The organism is Ensifer sp. M14, assembly GCF_003355565.1.
GTDB lineage: Bacteria > Pseudomonadota > Alphaproteobacteria > Rhizobiales > Rhizobiaceae > Ensifer.
The window spans coordinates 455,738-473,835 of record NZ_QJNR01000014.1 but is presented as its reverse complement, the minus strand read 5'-3'; the positions used below and the strand labels follow the sequence as shown (position 1 = coordinate 473,835).

Genomic DNA, 18,098 nt, shown 5'->3' with positions numbered 1-18,098 from the left:
AATCCAGCCCACGCCTACAATCAACCCGGCGATCGAACTGAACACCTGCGATCAGGTGGATCGATGCGCTGTAAAGTCATCCCGTGCGAAACGTCAAGAGTTTGAAAGCCCCCCGTCTCCTGCATCTCAGACAACAGGGCCATCGATGCGTGCACTAGTGCCGGTGGCGCACCTTCCTTCACCTGCCCGTTATGCCTGGAAAGGCGATCAGTAGTCCAACCGCGAGGATCTGTAGCATGATGAAAGGTACGAGCGCCTTGAAGATGACACCGAGCGTGATGCCAGGCGGTGCGACCGATTTCAGGTAGAATGCTGCCGGACCAAAGGGTGGTGAAAGGAAAGACACCTGCATATTCATGCAGAAGAGTACGCCGAACCACACCGGGTCCATTCCGAGCGTTTTGATGATCGGAACGAAAATCGGCATGGTCAAAAGCGCTATACCCACCCAATCGAGGAATGCCCCAAGCACGAACAAGATGAGCATCATGACCAGCACGATGACGGTCGGATTGTCGGAGATGCCGGTAATCATGCCGGAGACAAAGTTCACGCCGCCCATCAGATTGTAGACGCCGACGATCGCTGTTGCGCCAATGCCGATCCATACGATCATGCCGACGGTCGATAGCGTCTGCATGGCTGCACCGCGCAGCAAGGCATAGGAGAACTCGCCGCGAAGGATCGTCGAAAGAACGACGCCACCGACGCCGATGGCCGATGCTTCCGTTACCGAGGCGATACCGCCATAGATTGAACCCAGAACAACGAATACCACGAGCACAGGCAGGGCGAGGCCTTTGAGGAGGCGAAGCTTTTCCTCCGTCGGAATGGGCGTCGGATCGACCGCTGGCACGACTTGCGGCGTGAAATACGCACGCGCCAGGATATAGGCGACATAAAACATCGCCAGCATGAAGCCAGGCAGGAAAGCCGCGGTAAACAATTCCCCTATGGAGACATTGGCGGTCAAGCCATAAATGATCAGGACAATAGAAGGCGGTATCATCGTTCCGAGTGAACCGCCGGCGCAGACAACACCGATGGCAAGGTTTCGATCGTAGCCAAGGCGAAGCATCTGTGGCAGCGCAATCAGACCGAGAAGGACGATCTCGCCGCCGATAATACCACTCATTGCGGCAAGGATGACCGAAACGAAGACCGTCTGTACGGCGACTCCGCCACGAATGCGCCCCGCAAAAAGCTTCATCGCGTCAAACAGATCGCGGGCGATCCCGGACCGGTCCAGGATTGCCGCCATGAGCACGAACATCGGCACGGAGACGAACACAAAGTTCATAACGAACGAATAGACGCGGCTCGTGATTAGCGGGATCGACATGGGGCCAAACCATCCGAGCGCGAAGATGAGCGCAACGAGCAGCGTCACGAAGGCGAGTGGCATGCCGGAGAGTAGCAATGCAACCATCATGGCGAACATGAGGAGCGTGCCCCAGCCGATTCCGAGCGCCTGAAGATTGATGCTGAAGTCCAAAAAATCGGTCATCGATCAGACCCTGAGCCACGCCTGGCGTAATTGACGGCAAGGATCAAAAACTGCACGACCAGCAAGACCATGACCATCAGAATGAAAATCTTGATCAACGCCGGTGTCGGCGGGCTCCACGCACTTCCGGTGGTTTCCAGCCGGATATCCCCGGAAGGTGTCACCACCGCCCGCGTCACCATATGGTAGGCGGCATAGGCGAAGAACCCGCTTGCAAGCGCGCTGACGAGCGAGATCAGAATGTCGGCGATGCGCCGCAAGCGCGGCGGAAAATGATCGTAAAGCAGAACGACGCGGATGTGGCTGTTCCGACAGGTGCAATAAAGACCGCCGAAAATAAAGGCTGCACCGCAAAGAAAGACGGTCGTCTCGTGAGCCCAGATTGTTGGCCTGTTGAACACGTACCTCAGGAACACTTCCGTCAACAGTATCAAAGCGGCCATCACGATCCCGAAGGCAAAGACATAGCCCAGCCTGTCGACGATGCGACCGAGCACGCCTGCTTCGGGAACGGCCTTGGCGATGTCACCGCCGATGACGGTTTCAGCGGTCTCGGAAACTGAATCGTCTCTTGTCATGCCCCTCTCCCTTGGCACGAGAAAGCGGCGGCCGCGCGCGGGCCGCCGCGCAGGATATGACTAAAGGAGGCCCTTTTCCTTCAGATAACCGGTCAAGGTATCGAACACCTTCTGCGCCATCGGTGAGCGCTTGGCGATGTTCTCCCATTCCGCAACGCCAAGCTTGCGAAACTTGGCGCGCTCCTCTGCCGACCAGTCGTGAACCGTAATGGATCCTTCGGCCTTGGCCTCCGCTACAGCCTTCTGGTCGGCCGCCTTGAGACCATTGATCTGGGTTTGCTGAAATTCCTTCACGGTTGCCTCAAACACTGCCTTGAGATCGTCGGGAAGAGCATCCCACTTCGCCTTGTTCATCGACACTTCGACGAGCGGCAGCGAGTGAAACCCCGGGTAGACAGGATGTTTGGCCACACCGTTCAGGCCCTGTGCCTGGTTGACCGAAAATACCGAATAATCGGCGGCATCGACCACGCCCTTGTCGATCGAGGTGTAGACTTCCGATGACGGCAGGTTGACAGGTGCAGCACCAGCTGCCGCGAAAACGTTCGCGATCGGGCCTTCCGGCGCGCGCAGTTTGAGACCTTTCAGATCGTCAACGCCATCAAGTGGCACACGCGACACGAAAGCCTCGAGACCGGGCGTGGAGACGCCAATGAAGTGCAGACCATAGGAACCAAGCAACTCCTGCATAAGCTCCTTGCCACCGCCATTTTCGACAAAGTCGATCATCTGCGACGGGTCGGACCAAGCGCCAACAGGGTTGGATATCAGGCCGAAAGCCGGGTCCTTGCCGGCCCAGTAGGACGAATCGCAAATCTGGCCATCAAGAATGCCCCCTGCAACGGCATCGAGCGTCTCGTTATACTCGACGACCGAACCGACAGGTAGAAGTTCGATCTTCACCTTGCCGCCGGACCGTTCTGCGACAAGATCGGTCCAGCCCTTCTGATACTCGAAATTCGGATTGCCGGCGGGGTCAGACGATTGGAAGCGGAATGTAAACTCCTGTGCGAGGGCCGTTCCTGCAAGTCCAATGGCCGCAACAACGGCAAATGTCGTACCGATGAGAAAACGTTTCATGCTATTCCTCCCTTGGATAACCGAATTCACGTTCGAACCGACATCCCACCTAGGCGGGTTGTCCAGGTGCCCCCCCGCCAGCCTTACCCGGCTCTACAGAGAAGCGCACATCGAGAAGTGCAGGATCTATCTGCTCTTCAAGCTGCTGAAGCAGTCCGACGCTGTACGTCACCAGTTCGTCGGATGCGGCACAGGCTCTTTCTTCGTCACCTGCAAGTATGAAATCCATGATCGCAACATGACGTTCAGCGCTTCCTACAACGCCGTCATGACCACTGATCTGTGTAATATGCAGATAGCCAATGCGGCGGGCTATCGCATGGAGCGGGCTCAGAACGCGCTCCAGGAAGCGTTCGCCGGAGGCGCGGATGAGAAGCCGATCGAACGATTTATCGACTGCATTGAAAGCATCGACAGTCATCGTATCAATCTCGGTTATGAGTTTGCGCCGCAGGTAATGCAGTCCAGCACGGTCGTTGGATGTCATGTTGCGGATCGCGGTTGCGGTGACAAACCGGTTGAGATCACGTCTTAACTCGGAGAGCCGCTTCTCGCGCGACAGGTCGATCGGGGTAATCCTGAGTCCATTGCGTGGGCGAACTTCAAGAAGTGTCTCGGCGGCCAGACGGCGTACGGCCTGATGGACTGGTGTACGCCCGAGATTGACCATCGCTTGCAGGTCCTGGGTGCGGATCTCGGCCCCTGGCGCAAGCCGCATCGAAACGAAGTGCTCCTCGATGCGTTCATAGGCGATCGCGGTCAGGTCGCGGTTTTGTTCGAGGGGCCGGTCCCCCAATGCGACGACTGGCACTGTGCGCGCTGCTCCAACTTCCTTCACCAAGGTCGCCTCTTGCAAAAAATGCTCCCAGGCTCTATTGCAAATCTGTTGTGATATTTCACAGAATATCAGGATATGTCAATTGCGGCTTCCGGAATTTCTCAAAATCCGCGCAGGCCGGTTCGCTAGGCGACAAGCGGCGCGACATCGATGGAGGACGAGGTGAAGATCATTGGATTGGAAACGTTGCGTACCAAGGAGTTCGCAAACGTTCTGTGGGTTCGCGTTCTGACAGACGAGGGAACGATCGGTCTGGGTGAAACTTTCTACGGTGCCGGTGCGGTCGAGGCCCACATCCATGAAACGCTGGCGGGTCGCCTGCTTGGACAAGATCCGCTTCGCATCGAAGCGCTCAATCGGATCATGACAGATCTGCCCGTCGCGCAGTCCTCAACGGGTGCTGAATACCGCGCCGCTTCGGCCATCGACATCGCGCTTTGGGATCTGTTCGGCAAGGTTTGCGGCCAGCCAGTGCACCAGATGCTCGGCGGCCTGTGCACAGACAGGCTGCGCGTCTACAACACCTGTGCCGGCTACGGCTATGTCCGGAGCAACAATATCCGTCCGGTCGATACCTGGAATCTTGGCGCGGCCGAAGGGCCGTACGAAGATCTCGCCGGATTCATGAGCGATGCAGGCGCGTTGGCGGAAAATCTCCTGGAAAGCGGTATCACCGCCATGAAGATCTGGCCATTCGACCCGGCGGCGCAAGAAAATCGCGGTCTCTACATTTCGCCAGAGCAGCTGAAAAAGGCAATCGAGCCCTTTGAGAAGATCCGCAAGCGGGTAGGTGACCGCATGGACGTCATGGTCGAGTTCCATTCGCTGTGGAACCTGCCGACCGCCAAGAAGATCGCACGTGCCCTCGAGCCCTATGCCCCAATGTGGTACGAGGACCCAATCCGCATGAACTCGCCGCAGGCATTGGCCGAATATGCGGCTTCGACAGACGTCTGGGTCTGCGCCAGCGAAACACTCGGCTCGCGCTTCCCCTATAAAGACATGCTCGAGCGCGACGCAACACACATCGCCATGGTCGACCTGTGCTGGACCGGCGGTTTGACAGAAGGTCGCAAAATTGCAGCTCTCGCCGATACCTACCATCGCCCTTTTGCCCCGCACGATTGTACCGGACCTGTCGGGTTTGCAGCAGCAATCCATGCCTCCTTCAGCCAGCCCAATACGCTGATCCAGGAATCGGTCCGCGCGTTCTACACAGGCTGGTACAAGGAACTGGTAACCGAAGTCCCGACGATCAGAGACGGATATGTGCTGCCGATGGAAGGGCCGGGTCTTGGTGTCGACCTGCTGCCAGCGGTCTACGACCGCTCCGATCTCATCTATCGCAAGTCCGAACTTTGAGGAGCCAACCGTGACAAACTCCCTTTTTGATCTTTCCGGTCGCACGGCGCTCGTGACCGGCTCTACACGCGGCCTTGGTCAGGCGATCGCCAAGGGACTGGGCAACGCCGGCGCTCACCTTGTTCTCAACGGCCGTTCCGTGGCGGCGGTCGAAACAGCGGCAGCCGCATTGCGCAGCGATGGCTATACCGTGCATGAGGCAGCGTTCGACGTGACAAGCGAAACCGAGGTCATGGCTGCATTTGAACGCTTCGATGCGGCCGGCCTGGAAATCGACATCCTCGTCAACAACGCCGGCATCCAGCATCGCCAGCCGTTGGTCGAACTGGCGCTTTCCGATTGGCAACGCGTGATCGATACGAACCTCACCAGCGCTTTTCTGATCGGTCGAGAAGCTGCCCGACGGATGATCGTTCGCGGCCGTGGCAAAATCATCAATATCGGCTCGCTGACAAGCGAACTCGCGCGCGCCACCGTCATTCCCTATACCGTTGCCAAGGGCGGAGTGAAAATGCTCACGAAGGGCATGGCCGCCGAATGGGCCAGATCCGGTATACAGACCAATGGTATCGGTCCGGGTTATATGCTGACCGACATGAACGAAGCGCTCATCAAGGACCCCAAATTCGATGCTTGGGTCAAGGCTCGAACGCCAGCCGAGCGCTGGGGCAAGCCCGAGGAGCTTGTGGGGGCCGCCGTCTTCCTGTCATCGGCAGCGTCCGACTACGTCAACGGCCAGATGATTTATGTCGACGGCGGCATGCTGTCGGTCCTGTGAGAGGAAACATCATGCGTGCAGTGGTTGCATACGGTTCCCATGACCTGCGCCTCGAGACGCGGCCGGAAGATATCGAGCCCGGTGACGGCGAGGTAATGGTTCGCATCGCAGCGGGCGGCATCTGCGGCTCCGATCTGCACTACTATCACAACGGCGGGTTCGGTTCCGTTTCCCTCAAGGAGCCGATGATCCTGGGGCATGAGGCATCCGGCGTGGTTGCCGTCGTCGGCAAAGGGGTCGAAGGCCTTGTGACGGGACAGTTAGTGGCCATCAATCCGTCATTGCCCTGCGGAAAATGCGAGGAATGCCGGCGCGGTTTGCGCAACCATTGCAACGATATGGTGTTTCGGGGTAGCGCGATGCGCTTTCCCCATGCTCAAGGCCTTTTCCGCGACACCCTGATTGTGCGGTCCGATCTGCTTTATCCCGTCGGCTCCAACGTCGATGCCGGGCTTGCCGCCCTTGCAGAACCCTTTGCGGTCTGCCTTCACGCTATCAAACAGGCCGGATCGCTGCTCGGAAAGATTGTACTCGTCTCCGGATGCGGCCCTATAGGCTGCCTGACCATTGCTGCTGCGCGTCTTGCCGGCGCCAAGCATGTCATTGCGTGTGATGTCGTGGAGGCGCCGCTTGCGATCGCGCCGCGGCTGGGTGCTGATGAAGTCGTATTGAACGGCCCTGATGCGACGGGACTTTCGGCCTACAAGGCCGGCAAGGGCAAGATCGACGTCGCCTTCGATTGCACGGGGCATCCCGCGGCGGTCGCAAGCGCAATTGATTGCCTGAGACCGCGCGGAACACTGGTTGCCGTCGGGCTCGGCGGCTCGATGCCCTTCCCGTTGCCTTTTGTCGTCACCAAAGAACTCAACGTCACCGGAAGCTTCCGCTTTGACGCAGAGTTTGCCGAAGCCGTCGATCTTATCAGCAGCAGCCGGATCGACCTCTCGCCACTGATCAGCCACACCTATTGCGTCGATCACGTCGTCGATGCGTTCGACCTTGCCGCAGATCGCAGCCGAGCCATGAAGGTACAGATTGATTTCCGATGATTGAGATTGTCGTGTCACCATCGGATTGCTGGCGGTGATGCGAGCGGCTACATTCGAAGAATGTTGACAGATCTCAATCTTAATCTCCTGCGATCTTTTTTCATGATCGCGGAGGAGCGCAGCCTTACGCGCGCAGCAGGCAGGCTGAACATGAGCCAGCCGTCGGTGAGCCAGGCGTTGCAGCGACTGGAGGAACAACTGTCCTGCCAGCTCGTCCTGCGCGGCAGCCGGAAATTCGAGCTGACGGCCCGTGGGCAAAAAGTCTACGAGGAGTGTGGCGAGATTTTCCGCGCCGTCGAGCGCATTGGTCAGCTCACGCAGGAAAGGACGGTCGAAGAGTTCGGCGAGGTGCGCATCCAGATCATCTCGAACCTCGAATCTCCCTTAATCAATGAGGCGCTTCGGCTCTATCACCAGCGTTACCCGTCCGTCACCTGGATCATGGAAGTCCAGAACAGCCAGGACACCATCAAGCGCATTCAGTCCGAGAAGTGCGGCATCGGGCTTTGCCTTCTGTCACGCCCCGTCTTCAGCCTGGATTGCAGGTTGCTCTTCCGCGAGGAGTTCAGCGTCTATTGCGGCGCCGAGCACCCCTTCTTCGGACGCAAGGAGGTGGAAAAGCGGGAACTGCGTCAGGAATCCTTTGTTTCCTTCACTTGCGCCAGCGAGGGCATGGGCCTTGAGCCAATGTCTGTCCTCAGCCAAAGCCTTGGATTGGGCGAAAGGATCAGTGGGCAAAGCCCCAACCTCGAAGAGGTGAGGAGGATGATTGTCGCGGGCCTCGGAATAGGAATTCTACCCTTGACGGCCGTGCACGATGAAGTGGCAAACGGACTTCTTTGGCCGCTGGAGATCAAGGGATACCCTCTTGGGGCGGACGTCTTCCTCGTGATGCATCCCGAATGTGACTATTCCCGCGCCGAGCGCCACTTCATCGAATTGGTACAAGAACTGCGCGCGCTCTATCCCGATATGCATTGAGCGCGCCGAACCCTTTTGCCGTTGGTCGCTCAGCGGTCGGCGCGGGTCACGACAGCGTGCAACAGGACATTCAGCCCCGGTTCGAGGTCGCTACGGTCGCAATTCTCCTCATTGTTATGAGTGATGCCGCCCTTGCAGGGCGTGAAGATCATGGCAGTCGGGCAATGCCGGGCAAGGAAATAGGCGTCGTGCCCGGCCTGGGACTGAATGTCGCGCCAGTTAAAGCCCATCCGTCCGGCTTCCGCCCGAATACCGTCGACCATCGCTCGGTCGAAAATGTCGCCACCCCAGAACCATTCGTCTTCAATGGCCGCTTCGCAGCCTGCGCGTGCTGCACTTTCAAAGACGGCTCGGCGCATTTTTTCGCCCATGACACGCGCTGTGGCTGGATCGGGATGGCGGACATCACAGATCGCTTGGGCAGTGTCGGAAAGGATGCCCGGCTTGTTCGGCCAGGCCGCAAGCCGTGCTCCGGTCGCCTTGCCGTCGCCGACGGCGAAATCCCAACCGATATCATCCACTGCCGTCAACCAGCGCGCGCCGGCGATCAACGCGTTGCGACGCAAATCCATCGGCGTCGGACCGGTATGCGCCGTTTTGCCGGTAAAGCGGACCCGCATGCCATAGCTTGGATATCCCCCTGTGACCACGCCCACCTGGCGGCTTTCAGAATCCAGAACGGGCCCCTGCTCGATATGCAGTTCGTAGTAAGCGTCGATGTCACCGGCACGGCAGGGCTTGTTGCCGTTGTAACCGATACGTTCAAGCTCGGCACCAAAACGAGCGCCGTCGTCGGAGATCAGGTCTTTCACCCAATTCACATCATAGGCTCCGACAAAACAGCCAGACGCTACCATTGGCGGCGAAAACCGTGCCCCCTCCTCGTTTGTCCAATCGACGACAACGATCGCTCGGCGGGTGACATGACCGGCGTCGTTCAATGTGCGCACCACCTCAAGGCCCGAGAGAACCCCGGCAATACCGTCGAAGCGGCCGCCGTTGATTTGCGTATCGAGATGACTGCCGATCAGGACGGGAGGCAGGGCAGGCTCAGTTCCCTCACGGCGCCCAAAAATGTTGCCGAGTTCATCGATCTCGACGCTCAAGCCGGCATCCCGGCACCAACTGACGAAGAGATCGCGCATCCTGCGATCGTCGTCCGTCAAGGTCAAACGAGCAAGGCCCCCTGGGCGTCCCTTCCCGATTTCGGCAGAACTCTCGATTGTCGACCAGAAGCGGTCGAAATTGACGCGGGTATTCGGTGCGAACGACATGGTTCACCTTTCAATTGATTGCAGACAGCGGCTCACATCCCGAACGACATCAGCGCCATCAGCCCAGGGAAGAGGACGAGCAAGACCATGACAAGTGTCATGACGCCGATAAACGGCAGGAGGTAACGGAACGATGCGGACATCGGTATTCCGCCAGTGCGGCATGCGGCCATAAGGTCAATGCCGAGCGGCGGCGTATTAGCGCCAATCGCCAGATTGATGGTCAAAAGCACGCCGAAGTAAACCGGGTCGATCTCGTACACTCGCAGCACAGGAACAAAAACCGGCGCCAGGATGAGAATGATGGCGATGGATTCCATGAACGTACCCAGGATCAGGACGGCCAGCATCATCAACAAGAGGGCGATGGTGGCGCTTTCGGTCGCGCTGGTGATGGCGTTGACGACGAGTTGCGGTACCTGCTCGACCGTCAGGATCCAGCCGAACACGGAGGCTGCGGCAATGACGATGAGAATGGATCCACTCATTTCCGTCGTGTCCCGCAGGAGAGCGAAGATCTTGGAAAACGTCAGCTTGCGATAGACGAACACTCCAACAAGCAGGGCATATGCGACGCCGATCCCGGCTGCCTCCGTTGGAGTGAAGACGCCGAAACGGATGCCACCGACAATGATTACCGGAGCAAGCAGAGCAAGAAAGGATTCGCGCAATGCCAAGCGCAAGCGTGCCCAGCTGAACGGCTCGCCGCCTTTCCAGCCGTTCTTGCGGGAAATCCACCAGGCAACGAACATCAACCCGAGGCCGAGCAGGATGCCGGGGCCGATGGAATGGATGAAAAGCTGCCCGATCGAAGTCCCTGTCGCCGTACCGTAGACGATGAGTACGATGGAGGGTGGGATGACGGTACCAAGAGAGCCGGCGCAGCCCAGTCCAGCTGCAGAGAAGCCGGGGTCGTATCCCCGTTCCTTCATGGCCGGCAATAGCATCGAGCCTATCGCCACCACATCTGCGACACCCGATCCAGAGAGCGAGCCGAACATCATGCAGGCCGCAATCATCACGATCGCCAGGCCGCCTGTGCGCTGGCCGACGACGGCTGCACAGAGATTGACAATTCTTGGCGCCAGCCCCCCATGGACCATCAACAGGCCAGCCAGCAGGAACAGAGGAATTGCGAGCAACGTAAAGCTGTCGATGCCCGCGACCATGCGCTGTGCCACGACCATCACCGGCAAAGCGTCTCCGACGACCAGATAGGCGACCGAAGACAGTGTAAGCGCGATCACGATCGGCGTGTCGATGAGAAGCAAAAGAACGAAGACGGCAAATAGGACAAGAAGGGCAAGGCTCATTTGCGCAGTTCCACGGCAAGCAGGGCGACGAAAGTGATGGCGGCCGTAACGGGCAGTGCAAGATAGACCAAGCCGGCAGGCCAGCTCAGAACCGTCGTCTGATGCGACCATGTCAGGACCGTTATCTTCCATCCGGACCAGACGATGACGATCAGGAAGAGAAAGGTTGCAAGACGCGCGAGCAAAGCCAGGAACGTGCGCAACCGCCCAGGCGAAACGAGCAGATCCGTCAAGCCGGCGCACAGATGCGTCTGGCGGATGAAGGCCGAAATTGCGCCTATAAACGTGACCCATACAAGCAGCAGCCGTGGGATTTCCTCAGACCAACGCGGCGTGAAGGAGAAGGCATATCGACAGATGACGACATAGACGATGATGACAGTGAAGGTGGCGATGGCCAGGCTGCCCAGGGCACCAGCGACATTATCAATAGCATTGGAGATCCGCGAGCGCGGTATAGGCGCCTCTTGCATGGAAGCCTCGCTGTTGGTGGACGTCAGGTTAGGTCCCGCGAAGGGACGAAAACGTCCTGCCCGACACTGACGGACAGGACGGACCGCATCACTTGCGGTAGCTATCCATGACCTCAAGCAGTTCGGGGCCGAAGACGTCCTTTTCGCTTTCCCAGATCGGCTTCAGCGCCTCGACGAAAGCAGGCTTGTCCACTTCGTTGAACTGCATGCCCTTTGACTTGAGTGTCTCGATCAAAGCGACCTCGTTGTCGGCAACCATCTGGCGCTGCATGTTGCCCCACTTGACGGCCGCTTCCTTGACGACGGCTTGGTCTTCCGGTGAAATCTGGGCCCAGGTCATGCTCGATACCGTCAGGCACGCAGCACCCCAGATGTGGCCGGTCATCGAGACGAATTTCTGCACTTCGTAGAACGACGAAGCGTCGATAATGGAGAGAGGGTTCTCCTGCGCGTCGAACACGCCTTGCTGAAGGGCCGAGTAGAGCTCTCCAAAGGCCAGCGGTGCCGGCTGCGCGCCGAGAAGTTCGAACGTTGCGAGCCTCACCTTGTCGGGCGTTACGCGGATCTTGATGCCGTTGAGGTCGGCAGGCTTGACGATCGGATGCTTGTTGTTCGTGATATTGCGGAAGCCGTTTTCCCACCACGCGAGGACCTCGATCCCCTTCGGCCGCAAGAGATCAGCGAGTGTGGTTCCAAGCTTACCGTCGAGCGCGGCGAAAGCTTGCTCTCGGCTGGTCCAGGCGTAGGGCATCTCGATGATGCCGAATTTCGGCTCAACGAATTGAAAGGATCCACTGCCGATCAGTCCACCCTGGATGGTGCCGATCTGCATGCCTTCGATCACTTCCTTCTCCGTGCCTAGCTGACCGGAGGGGAAGATTTCGATCTTAACGCGACCTGCGGTTTTTTCCGCGACTTCCTTTGCAAGGTCCGTGGAAGCTTTATGCCAGCTGTGCGTATCGGCAAGAACGTGGCCAAGGCGGATGGTCGTTTCAGCCATGGCCGTTGCGTGAGAGGAAAGTCCGATGATGCCAGCCAGCATGGTCGCGGCCAGTCCGCGCGAAATTCTCGAAATGCCCAGTTTCATATCACCCTCGCTTGTTGCATTTATTCTGGGCATATATGGCAGCCAGTCTGGCCAACAATGCAAATAGCCGGATCCAATGGCATCCATTGCACCCACTTATGGGTAACCTTGTGCAGTCCGTGCGATAGACCATGCTACCCGACAGTCGCGATACACTCGATCTCTATATCGAAATGCGTCCACGGCTTGATCGTTACGCAGCTTCGAGTGGGAAAGGCGCCGTTGAAATAGTCCCGATAGACCGCATTCATGCCCGCAGCAAAGTCGTTATCCGTTATAAAGACAAGCGTTTTAAAGACGTTGTCGAATGACGAACCACCATGGCGCAACGTGAATGAGAGCGCCTCCATGCAGGCGCGCGTCTGTGTCGCGATATCGCCCTTTACAATCTCGCCGGTCTTAACATCGATCGGCGGCATGCCGCAGGTGTAGAGAAGTCCCCCAACCCGCGCCAGCGCCGAGGTCGGCGCGCCAAGTTTGCGAATTGCTTCCGAAATGATGGGAATTTCGATGATTTCGTGTTTCATGGTTTCATATCCTCGCGGCTGTCGGCACGGACAGCACCACAGAACGGCATGTTTGATATCGTGATTTCGTTCAAGTCATAATCGTCGTGTTCGTGTCGTTATACCTAACGCGCACGAGTACGGTTCTGACGGATTTCCCAGTGAATTTGGGAAGGCACCGATCGCCGATGACAATTAGCGATCCCGAGAAGGCGGGCTGCGGGCGGCCCGGGTGATCGTAAAGTTCCTGGCGCGGACCATACTCGACAATCTTGCCGAAGCCGAGTGGCAGCATGAGATCGGCGGCAAAAGGCAACACGACCAGGCTCGCGACGTGGGCATAAATCCAGGGAGCGGATTTTTCAGCCGATGCAGTCGTCATGTCTCTCAACATCTCCGAGCCGATGCCACTTTCAGCTCACGACTCGCGGTGCAGCATCGCCGCAGTTAGTGCCGGGTATTGCTTCTTCCAGTCAAAGCCTTGGAAAAATTATTGTGCTTTCAAGAAGCCATTTAGCGTTCCGTCTCTGCTGGCGCTTCTGCCGTGACAGGATCGATGTGGAACGGGTCGCGAGCAGTTTCGGATTGCGTGGCATAGACCGCAGAACTGCCAAATGGAGGTCTGGCGAACAGTCGGCTCGCGCCTCAATCCGGAACGACGACCAGATTGCCGACGAAACCCTTGGCCATGAAATCCCTCTGCGCGCGGTGGAAATCGGAAAGCGGATAGACGCCCGCAACCAGCGGCCGGATGCGTTTTTCCTCGATATAGCCGACGAGACGCCGGAAGTCCGCCCGGCTGCCCTGACTTGAACCATGCAGTTCGAGTTGTTTCAGATACAAGGTGCGCAGATCGAGCTGAACGACCGGGCCGCCAATCGCACCGGCCGTCGTGTAGCGGCCCTCGGGTCTGAGCACTTTCAGCAGATCATTGAAGAGCGGGCCGGCGACGAGATCGGCGACCACATCGATCGGCCTGCCTTTCGCGGCCTTGCGGACCGCGTCGACAAGATGACCGTCGCCACGCGTCACCACGGCCTGCGCACCGATGGCAAGAACGGATTGCTCCTTGCCCTGGGCTGTAATGGCGATCGGAAACGCACCTCGGACGCGCGCCAGTTGGATGATGGCGCTGCCGACCCCGCCCGATGCGCCGGTCACCAGCACGGTCTCGCCGGCTGCAAGGCGGGCCCTTTCGAGCATGCGTTCCGCCGTCAGATAGGCACAGCAGAATGTTGCGAGCTCGATATCGGTCAGGTCCGTATTGACCACATGGGCGTTCTGCGCCGGCACCGCCATGTATTGCGCGTAGCCGCCATCGCGGCCATGGCCGATATAGTCGATGTCTGCGAGACTGTCGTCGTCACGGTTATAGATCGAAAAGTCCACCATCACGCGTTCGCCGATCCTCGCGGGATCGATGCCCGCACCGACGGCGACGATGTGGCCGACCGTGTCGGTGCCCTGGATGCGCGGAAAGGTGAGCGTGTTTGCCTGGCGGCGCCAGGTGGAAACCGCTGCAGCATCATCCTCCGTGCCGTAGGCGCCTTGGCGCACCCACACGTCGGTATTGTTCATGCCGCAGGCCGCCACTTTTATCAGTACCTCGTCGCCAGCCGGCTCCGGCACAGGGACGGAGGTGTTGTAGAAGAGCTTGTCGATGCCCCCGTGACCAACGAGTTGCACCGCGCTCATCGTGCTTGGTATCGCGGGCATGACGGTCATCGTGCGAACACCCCTTCGATGGCGCCAGCGGCTGCCTTCACCACCACGTCAGCCTCTTCCTTCGTCAGGCACAGAGGCGGCGCGAAACCGAGAATGTCGCCCTGCGGCATCGCCCGGCCAATGACGCCGCGCTCAGCAAGTGCTGCTGCCACTTGTGGGCCGATTTTCTTGCCCACATCGAAGAACCGGCGGTCATCCCGGTCTTCGACGAACTCGACGGCCGCCATCATTCCGTCACCGCGAACCTCGCCCACATGCGCGTGGTCGCCGACCGCCTCGGCAAGCTGCTCACGGAAATAGGCGCCGGTCGCACCGGCATTCTCGACCAAGCCAAGTTCGTCGATCAGCTCGAGATTGGCGATACCAGCCGCGGCGCAGATCGGGTGGGAGGAATAGGTCCAGCCGTGGCCGATCGCGCCCAGTTCGTCCGATCCCTGAACCAGCACCTGCCAGACCTTGTCGGAGACGATCGTCCCGGAAAGCGGCGCATAGGCGGAGGTGAGTCCCTTGGCGATGGTGATAAGATCCGGCTTGATGCCGTAGTGGTCGGAGCCGAACATTGTGCCGAGGCGGCCGAAGCCGGTGACCACCTCGTCGGCAATAAGCAGGATGTCATGCTTGTCGAGCACGACCTGGATCTTCTGCCAGTACCCCTTCGGTGGCGGCACGATGCCGCCGGTGCCGAGGATCGGTTCGCCGATGAAGGCGGCGATCGTATCCGGCCCTTCGGCCAGGATCATCTCCTCGAGCTTGTCGGCGCAATATTGCGAAAACTGCTCCTCGTCCATCGAGCGGTCCGGCCGGCGGAAATAATAGGGTGCCTCCGTGTGCAGGATCGGCGCGCGCGGCAGGTCGAAGGCGTTGTGAAACAGCGCAAGGCCGGTCAGCGATCCGGTCATCACGCCGGAACCGTGATAGCCGCGCCAGCGCGAGATGATCTTCTTCTTTTCCGGCCGGCCGAGAATGTTGTTATAGTACCAGATCAGCTTGATGTTGGTTTCGTTGGCGTCGGAGCCGGAGAGACCGAAATAGACCCGCGACATGCCCTCAGGCGCGCGGTCGATGATCATCTTCGACAGGGTGATCGATGCTTCTGTGCCGTGCCCGACATAGGCGTGGTAATAGGCAAGGTTCTTCGCCTGCTCGGCGATGGCATCGGCGATCTTCTGGCGGCCGTAGCCAACATTGACGCAGTAGAGACCGGCAAAGGCGTCGAGGCTGGTCCGACCGTTCACATCCGTAATGTAGACGCCCTCGCCGCCGGCGATGACCCGCGTCGGTGTTTCGCCGCGCGCATGCATGCCCATATGGGTCGATGGGTGGAAAAAATGGTCACGATCCCAGGCGGTCAGTTCGTTGTTGCGGTCGAGCATTTTCTTTTGTCCTTATGCTGTCGTCTTGAATGGATCTCGCGCCTTCGGCATCAGGCGGCGGTGTCGATGCAGAGGTATTTGAGCTCGGTGAAAGCCTCGAGCCCGTGCCTGGAGCCCTCGCGGCCGAGACCCGATTGTTTCCAGCCGCCGAACGGAACGGGGCCGCCGGTGATCTTCACACGGTTGATCGCCACCATGCCGAATTGCAGGGCGCGACCCAGGCGCCATTGCCGCTTGCCATTTTCCGTCACCACATAGGCGACCAGACCGTATTCGGTGTCATTGGCCCGGGCGATCACCTCCGTCTCGCTGTCGAATGCAGTTACCGCCGCAACGGGCCCGAAGGTCTCTTCCTGCATGATCAGGGCATCATCCGGGACATCCGTCAGAAGAGTAGGCTCATAAAACAGCGCCCCCGCATCACGCCGCTTCCCGCCGGACACAAGCGTCGCCCCTCGCTTCAAGGCGTCGGCGACATGCTCCTCCACCTTGGCGACCGCGCGCTCATGCATCAGCGGACCGATGTCGACGCCGGCGCTGAGCCCTGAACCGACCTTCAGAGCGGCGATGCGCGCCGCAAATGCGGCGTTGAAGGCCCCGACGATCGGGCGCTCGACATAGATGCGATTGGCGGCCAGGCAGTCTTGGCCGGAGGTCGCAAACTTGGCGCTGACCGCGATATCGGCGGCCTTTTCGATGTCCGCGTCGGCGAAAACGATTAAGGGGGCATGACCGCCCAGCTCCATGACAAGCCGCTTCATCGTCGGGGCGCACTGCCCGGCGATCAGGCGACCGATCTCGGTCGAACCGGTAAAGCTCATGGCACGCACCCGTTTGTCGGCGCACATCTGTCCGACGATCGTCGATGCATTGCCGGTAACGACGTTGAAGACGCCGGCCGGAATGCCGGCCCGCTCCGCGAGCACGGCGAGAGCCAGCGCCGAGAGCGGCGTTTCCGAGGAAGGGTGGGCGACCACCGTGCAACCGGCCGCAAGGGCCGCGGCCGCCTTTCGCGTTACCATCGCCGAAGGGAAGTTCCAGGGAGTGACGATGCCGACGACGCCGAGCGCTTCCCGCCGAACGACCATCTCGGCGCCCGCAAGGTGGCTGGTGACGCTTTCGGCATTCATCCGCTTGCCTTCTTCGGCATACCACTCGAGGAAGGACGCAGCGTAGTCGATCTCGCCACGTGCTTCGGCAATCGGCTTTCCCTGCTCCAGCGCCATGATCAAGGCGAGATCATCCCTGGCGGCGATCATCTGCTCACCCCATCTGCACAACATCGCGGCACGGTGATGGGGAGGAAGATCACGCCAGCCGGCAAATGCCCGGTCTGCAGCATCGATGGCGGCTGTCGTTTCATCGCCGTCGAGCGAGGCCACCCAGGCGAGCGAACCTCCCGTAGCCGGATCGGTGATCGCAAAGCTCTTGCCGTGGCGCGAAGAGGTCCAGCGTCCGCCGACATAGGCAAGCTCACGCAGCAGATGGCGATCTTTCAATTGGTTCAGGGTGTCGTGAAACGGCGTGCGGGCGAAAACGGCGGTCATCGGCATCTCCTCGGCATGTGTTGCGGAGATGGTGACAGCAAGCGCGCGAGAGATTGTCTGTTCAGCACATTGCCGAGAGAGAATTTGTCTGATTTTGCGCGTGAACGCAGAGAGATGGTCTAGAGCGACGCGGGAAGCAATGCGGCAAGTGGCAGAACGGTTTCTTCCTTGATCGTCTTCGTCACGATGTAGGTGAAGTAGCGCTCGATGCCGAGCTCGCGATCGAGAAGGCCGTCCACCAGCCGCTGGTAGGCGTCGATGTCGGCAGCGACGATCTTCAAGATATAGTCAACGCCGCCGCCGACCGACCAGCAGGCGGTGATCTCGGGAATGGCTGCGACGGCGCGCTCGAAGCGTTCGAAATCGGTCTGCCGGTGATTGCCGAGCGTCACCTCCATCATAACGCTCGCCACCGGCGCCACGCGGCGCCCCGCAACGCGGGCATGATAGCCGGTGATGATGCCGGCCTTCTCCAGTTTGCGAAGCCGCATCCAGCAGGGGGTCGGGGAAAGCCCTGCCTTTTCCGCGAGCGCCAGCTTGGTGATGCGCCCGTCCTCCTGGACCGCCTCAAGGATGCGCAGGTCGATGGCGTCGAGTTTCATTTCGGCTGGCTTTCGCGTGTGCTGT

General features: G+C 59.4%; 18 protein-coding genes. 4 read left to right on the top strand and 14 right to left on the bottom strand.

Annotated features, from left to right (window positions below; all coding sequences use genetic code 11):
• Positions 1-178 precede the first annotated feature (178 nt).
• Genes BLJAPNOD_RS30730 through BLJAPNOD_RS30715 form a run of 4 tightly spaced genes read right to left on the bottom strand, consistent with a single transcriptional unit; the run spans position 179 to position 4,003 of the window.
• Positions 179-1,507, bottom strand: coding sequence for a TRAP transporter large permease subunit (locus BLJAPNOD_RS30730; protein WP_199566067.1), 1,329 nt, complete (start codon positions 1,505-1,507; stop codon positions 179-181).
• Positions 1,504-2,085, bottom strand: a complete 582-nt coding sequence (locus tag BLJAPNOD_RS30725; RefSeq protein WP_115422557.1) for a TRAP transporter small permease — start codon at positions 2,083-2,085, stop codon at positions 1,504-1,506. The genes BLJAPNOD_RS30730 and BLJAPNOD_RS30725 overlap by 4 nt, the downstream gene beginning before the upstream one ends.
• Positions 2,086-2,145: 60 nt before the next feature.
• Entirely contained in the window at positions 2,146-3,165 is a 1,020-nt protein-coding gene (locus tag BLJAPNOD_RS30720) for a TRAP transporter substrate-binding protein (RefSeq protein WP_115422556.1), read from the bottom strand.
• Positions 3,166-3,214: 49 nt separating this feature from the next.
• Positions 3,215-4,003 carry a GntR family transcriptional regulator gene (locus tag BLJAPNOD_RS30715; RefSeq protein WP_244611175.1) on the bottom strand — a complete coding sequence of 263 codons (789 nt, stop codon included), beginning with the start codon at positions 4,001-4,003 and terminating at the stop codon, positions 3,215-3,217.
• A 162-nt stretch (positions 4,004-4,165) separates the two neighbouring features.
• On the opposite strand from BLJAPNOD_RS30715, the gene BLJAPNOD_RS30710 reads away from it, so the two are divergent.
• Genes BLJAPNOD_RS30710 through BLJAPNOD_RS30695 form a run of 4 tightly spaced genes read left to right on the top strand, consistent with a single transcriptional unit; the run spans position 4,166 to position 8,173 of the window.
• Positions 4,166-5,365, top strand: a complete 1,200-nt coding sequence (locus tag BLJAPNOD_RS30710) for a mandelate racemase/muconate lactonizing enzyme family protein (protein ID WP_199566065.1) — start codon at positions 4,166-4,168, stop codon at positions 5,363-5,365.
• 10 nt (positions 5,366-5,375) lie between these two features.
• Positions 5,376-6,143 (top strand): SDR family oxidoreductase, encoded by a 768-nt coding sequence (locus BLJAPNOD_RS30705; RefSeq protein ID WP_115422554.1) that lies wholly within the window; start codon positions 5,376-5,378, stop codon positions 6,141-6,143.
• 11 nt (positions 6,144-6,154) lie between these two features.
• On the top strand, positions 6,155-7,192 hold the full coding sequence (locus BLJAPNOD_RS30700; RefSeq protein ID WP_115422553.1) for an L-idonate 5-dehydrogenase: 1,038 nt from the start codon (positions 6,155-6,157) through the stop codon (positions 7,190-7,192).
• A gap of 60 nt (positions 7,193-7,252) precedes the next feature.
• Entirely contained in the window at positions 7,253-8,173 is a 921-nt protein-coding gene (locus BLJAPNOD_RS30695) for a LysR family transcriptional regulator (protein ID WP_115422552.1), read from the top strand.
• A gap of 29 nt (positions 8,174-8,202) precedes the next feature.
• Here BLJAPNOD_RS30695 and BLJAPNOD_RS30690 read toward each other — a convergent pair whose 3' ends face one another.
• From BLJAPNOD_RS30690 to BLJAPNOD_RS30645, 10 genes are all read right to left on the bottom strand, one after another.
• Positions 8,203-9,447: a Zn-dependent hydrolase gene (locus tag BLJAPNOD_RS30690; protein ID WP_115422551.1), complete on the bottom strand. Its 1,245-nt coding sequence runs from the start codon at positions 9,445-9,447 to the stop codon at positions 8,203-8,205.
• A 32-nt stretch (positions 9,448-9,479) separates the two neighbouring features.
• Positions 9,480-10,760 carry a TRAP transporter large permease gene (locus BLJAPNOD_RS30685; RefSeq protein WP_115422550.1) on the bottom strand — a complete coding sequence of 427 codons (1,281 nt, stop codon included), beginning with the start codon at positions 10,758-10,760 and terminating at the stop codon, positions 9,480-9,482.
• Positions 10,757-11,233, bottom strand: coding sequence for a TRAP transporter small permease (locus BLJAPNOD_RS30680; RefSeq protein ID WP_115422549.1), 477 nt, complete (start codon positions 11,231-11,233; stop codon positions 10,757-10,759). Before BLJAPNOD_RS30680 ends, BLJAPNOD_RS30685 begins: the two co-directional genes overlap by 4 nt.
• A gap of 88 nt (positions 11,234-11,321) precedes the next feature.
• Positions 11,322-12,320, bottom strand: a complete 999-nt coding sequence (locus tag BLJAPNOD_RS30675) for a DctP family TRAP transporter solute-binding subunit (protein ID WP_115422548.1) — start codon at positions 12,318-12,320, stop codon at positions 11,322-11,324.
• A gap of 134 nt (positions 12,321-12,454) precedes the next feature.
• Positions 12,455-12,847, bottom strand: coding sequence for a Rid family hydrolase (locus BLJAPNOD_RS30670; RefSeq protein ID WP_115422547.1), 393 nt, complete (start codon positions 12,845-12,847; stop codon positions 12,455-12,457).
• A 70-nt stretch (positions 12,848-12,917) separates the two neighbouring features.
• Positions 12,918-13,208, bottom strand: a complete 291-nt coding sequence (locus BLJAPNOD_RS30665) for a hypothetical protein (RefSeq protein WP_147294612.1) — start codon at positions 13,206-13,208, stop codon at positions 12,918-12,920.
• Between the two features lie 263 nt (positions 13,209-13,471).
• Positions 13,472-14,551 (bottom strand): alcohol dehydrogenase family protein, encoded by a 1,080-nt coding sequence (locus BLJAPNOD_RS30660; protein WP_077499233.1) that lies wholly within the window; start codon positions 14,549-14,551, stop codon positions 13,472-13,474.
• Positions 14,548-15,924 carry an aspartate aminotransferase family protein gene (locus BLJAPNOD_RS30655; RefSeq protein WP_115422545.1) on the bottom strand — a complete coding sequence of 459 codons (1,377 nt, stop codon included), beginning with the start codon at positions 15,922-15,924 and terminating at the stop codon, positions 14,548-14,550. The genes BLJAPNOD_RS30660 and BLJAPNOD_RS30655 overlap by 4 nt, the downstream gene beginning before the upstream one ends.
• Positions 15,925-15,974: 50 nt before the next feature.
• Entirely contained in the window at positions 15,975-17,471 is a 1,497-nt protein-coding gene (locus tag BLJAPNOD_RS30650) for an NAD-dependent succinate-semialdehyde dehydrogenase (RefSeq protein WP_115422544.1), read from the bottom strand.
• Between the two features lie 119 nt (positions 17,472-17,590).
• On the bottom strand, positions 17,591-18,073 hold the full coding sequence (locus BLJAPNOD_RS30645; protein WP_077499239.1) for an Lrp/AsnC family transcriptional regulator: 483 nt from the start codon (positions 18,071-18,073) through the stop codon (positions 17,591-17,593).
• Positions 18,074-18,098: the final 25 nt, after the last annotated feature.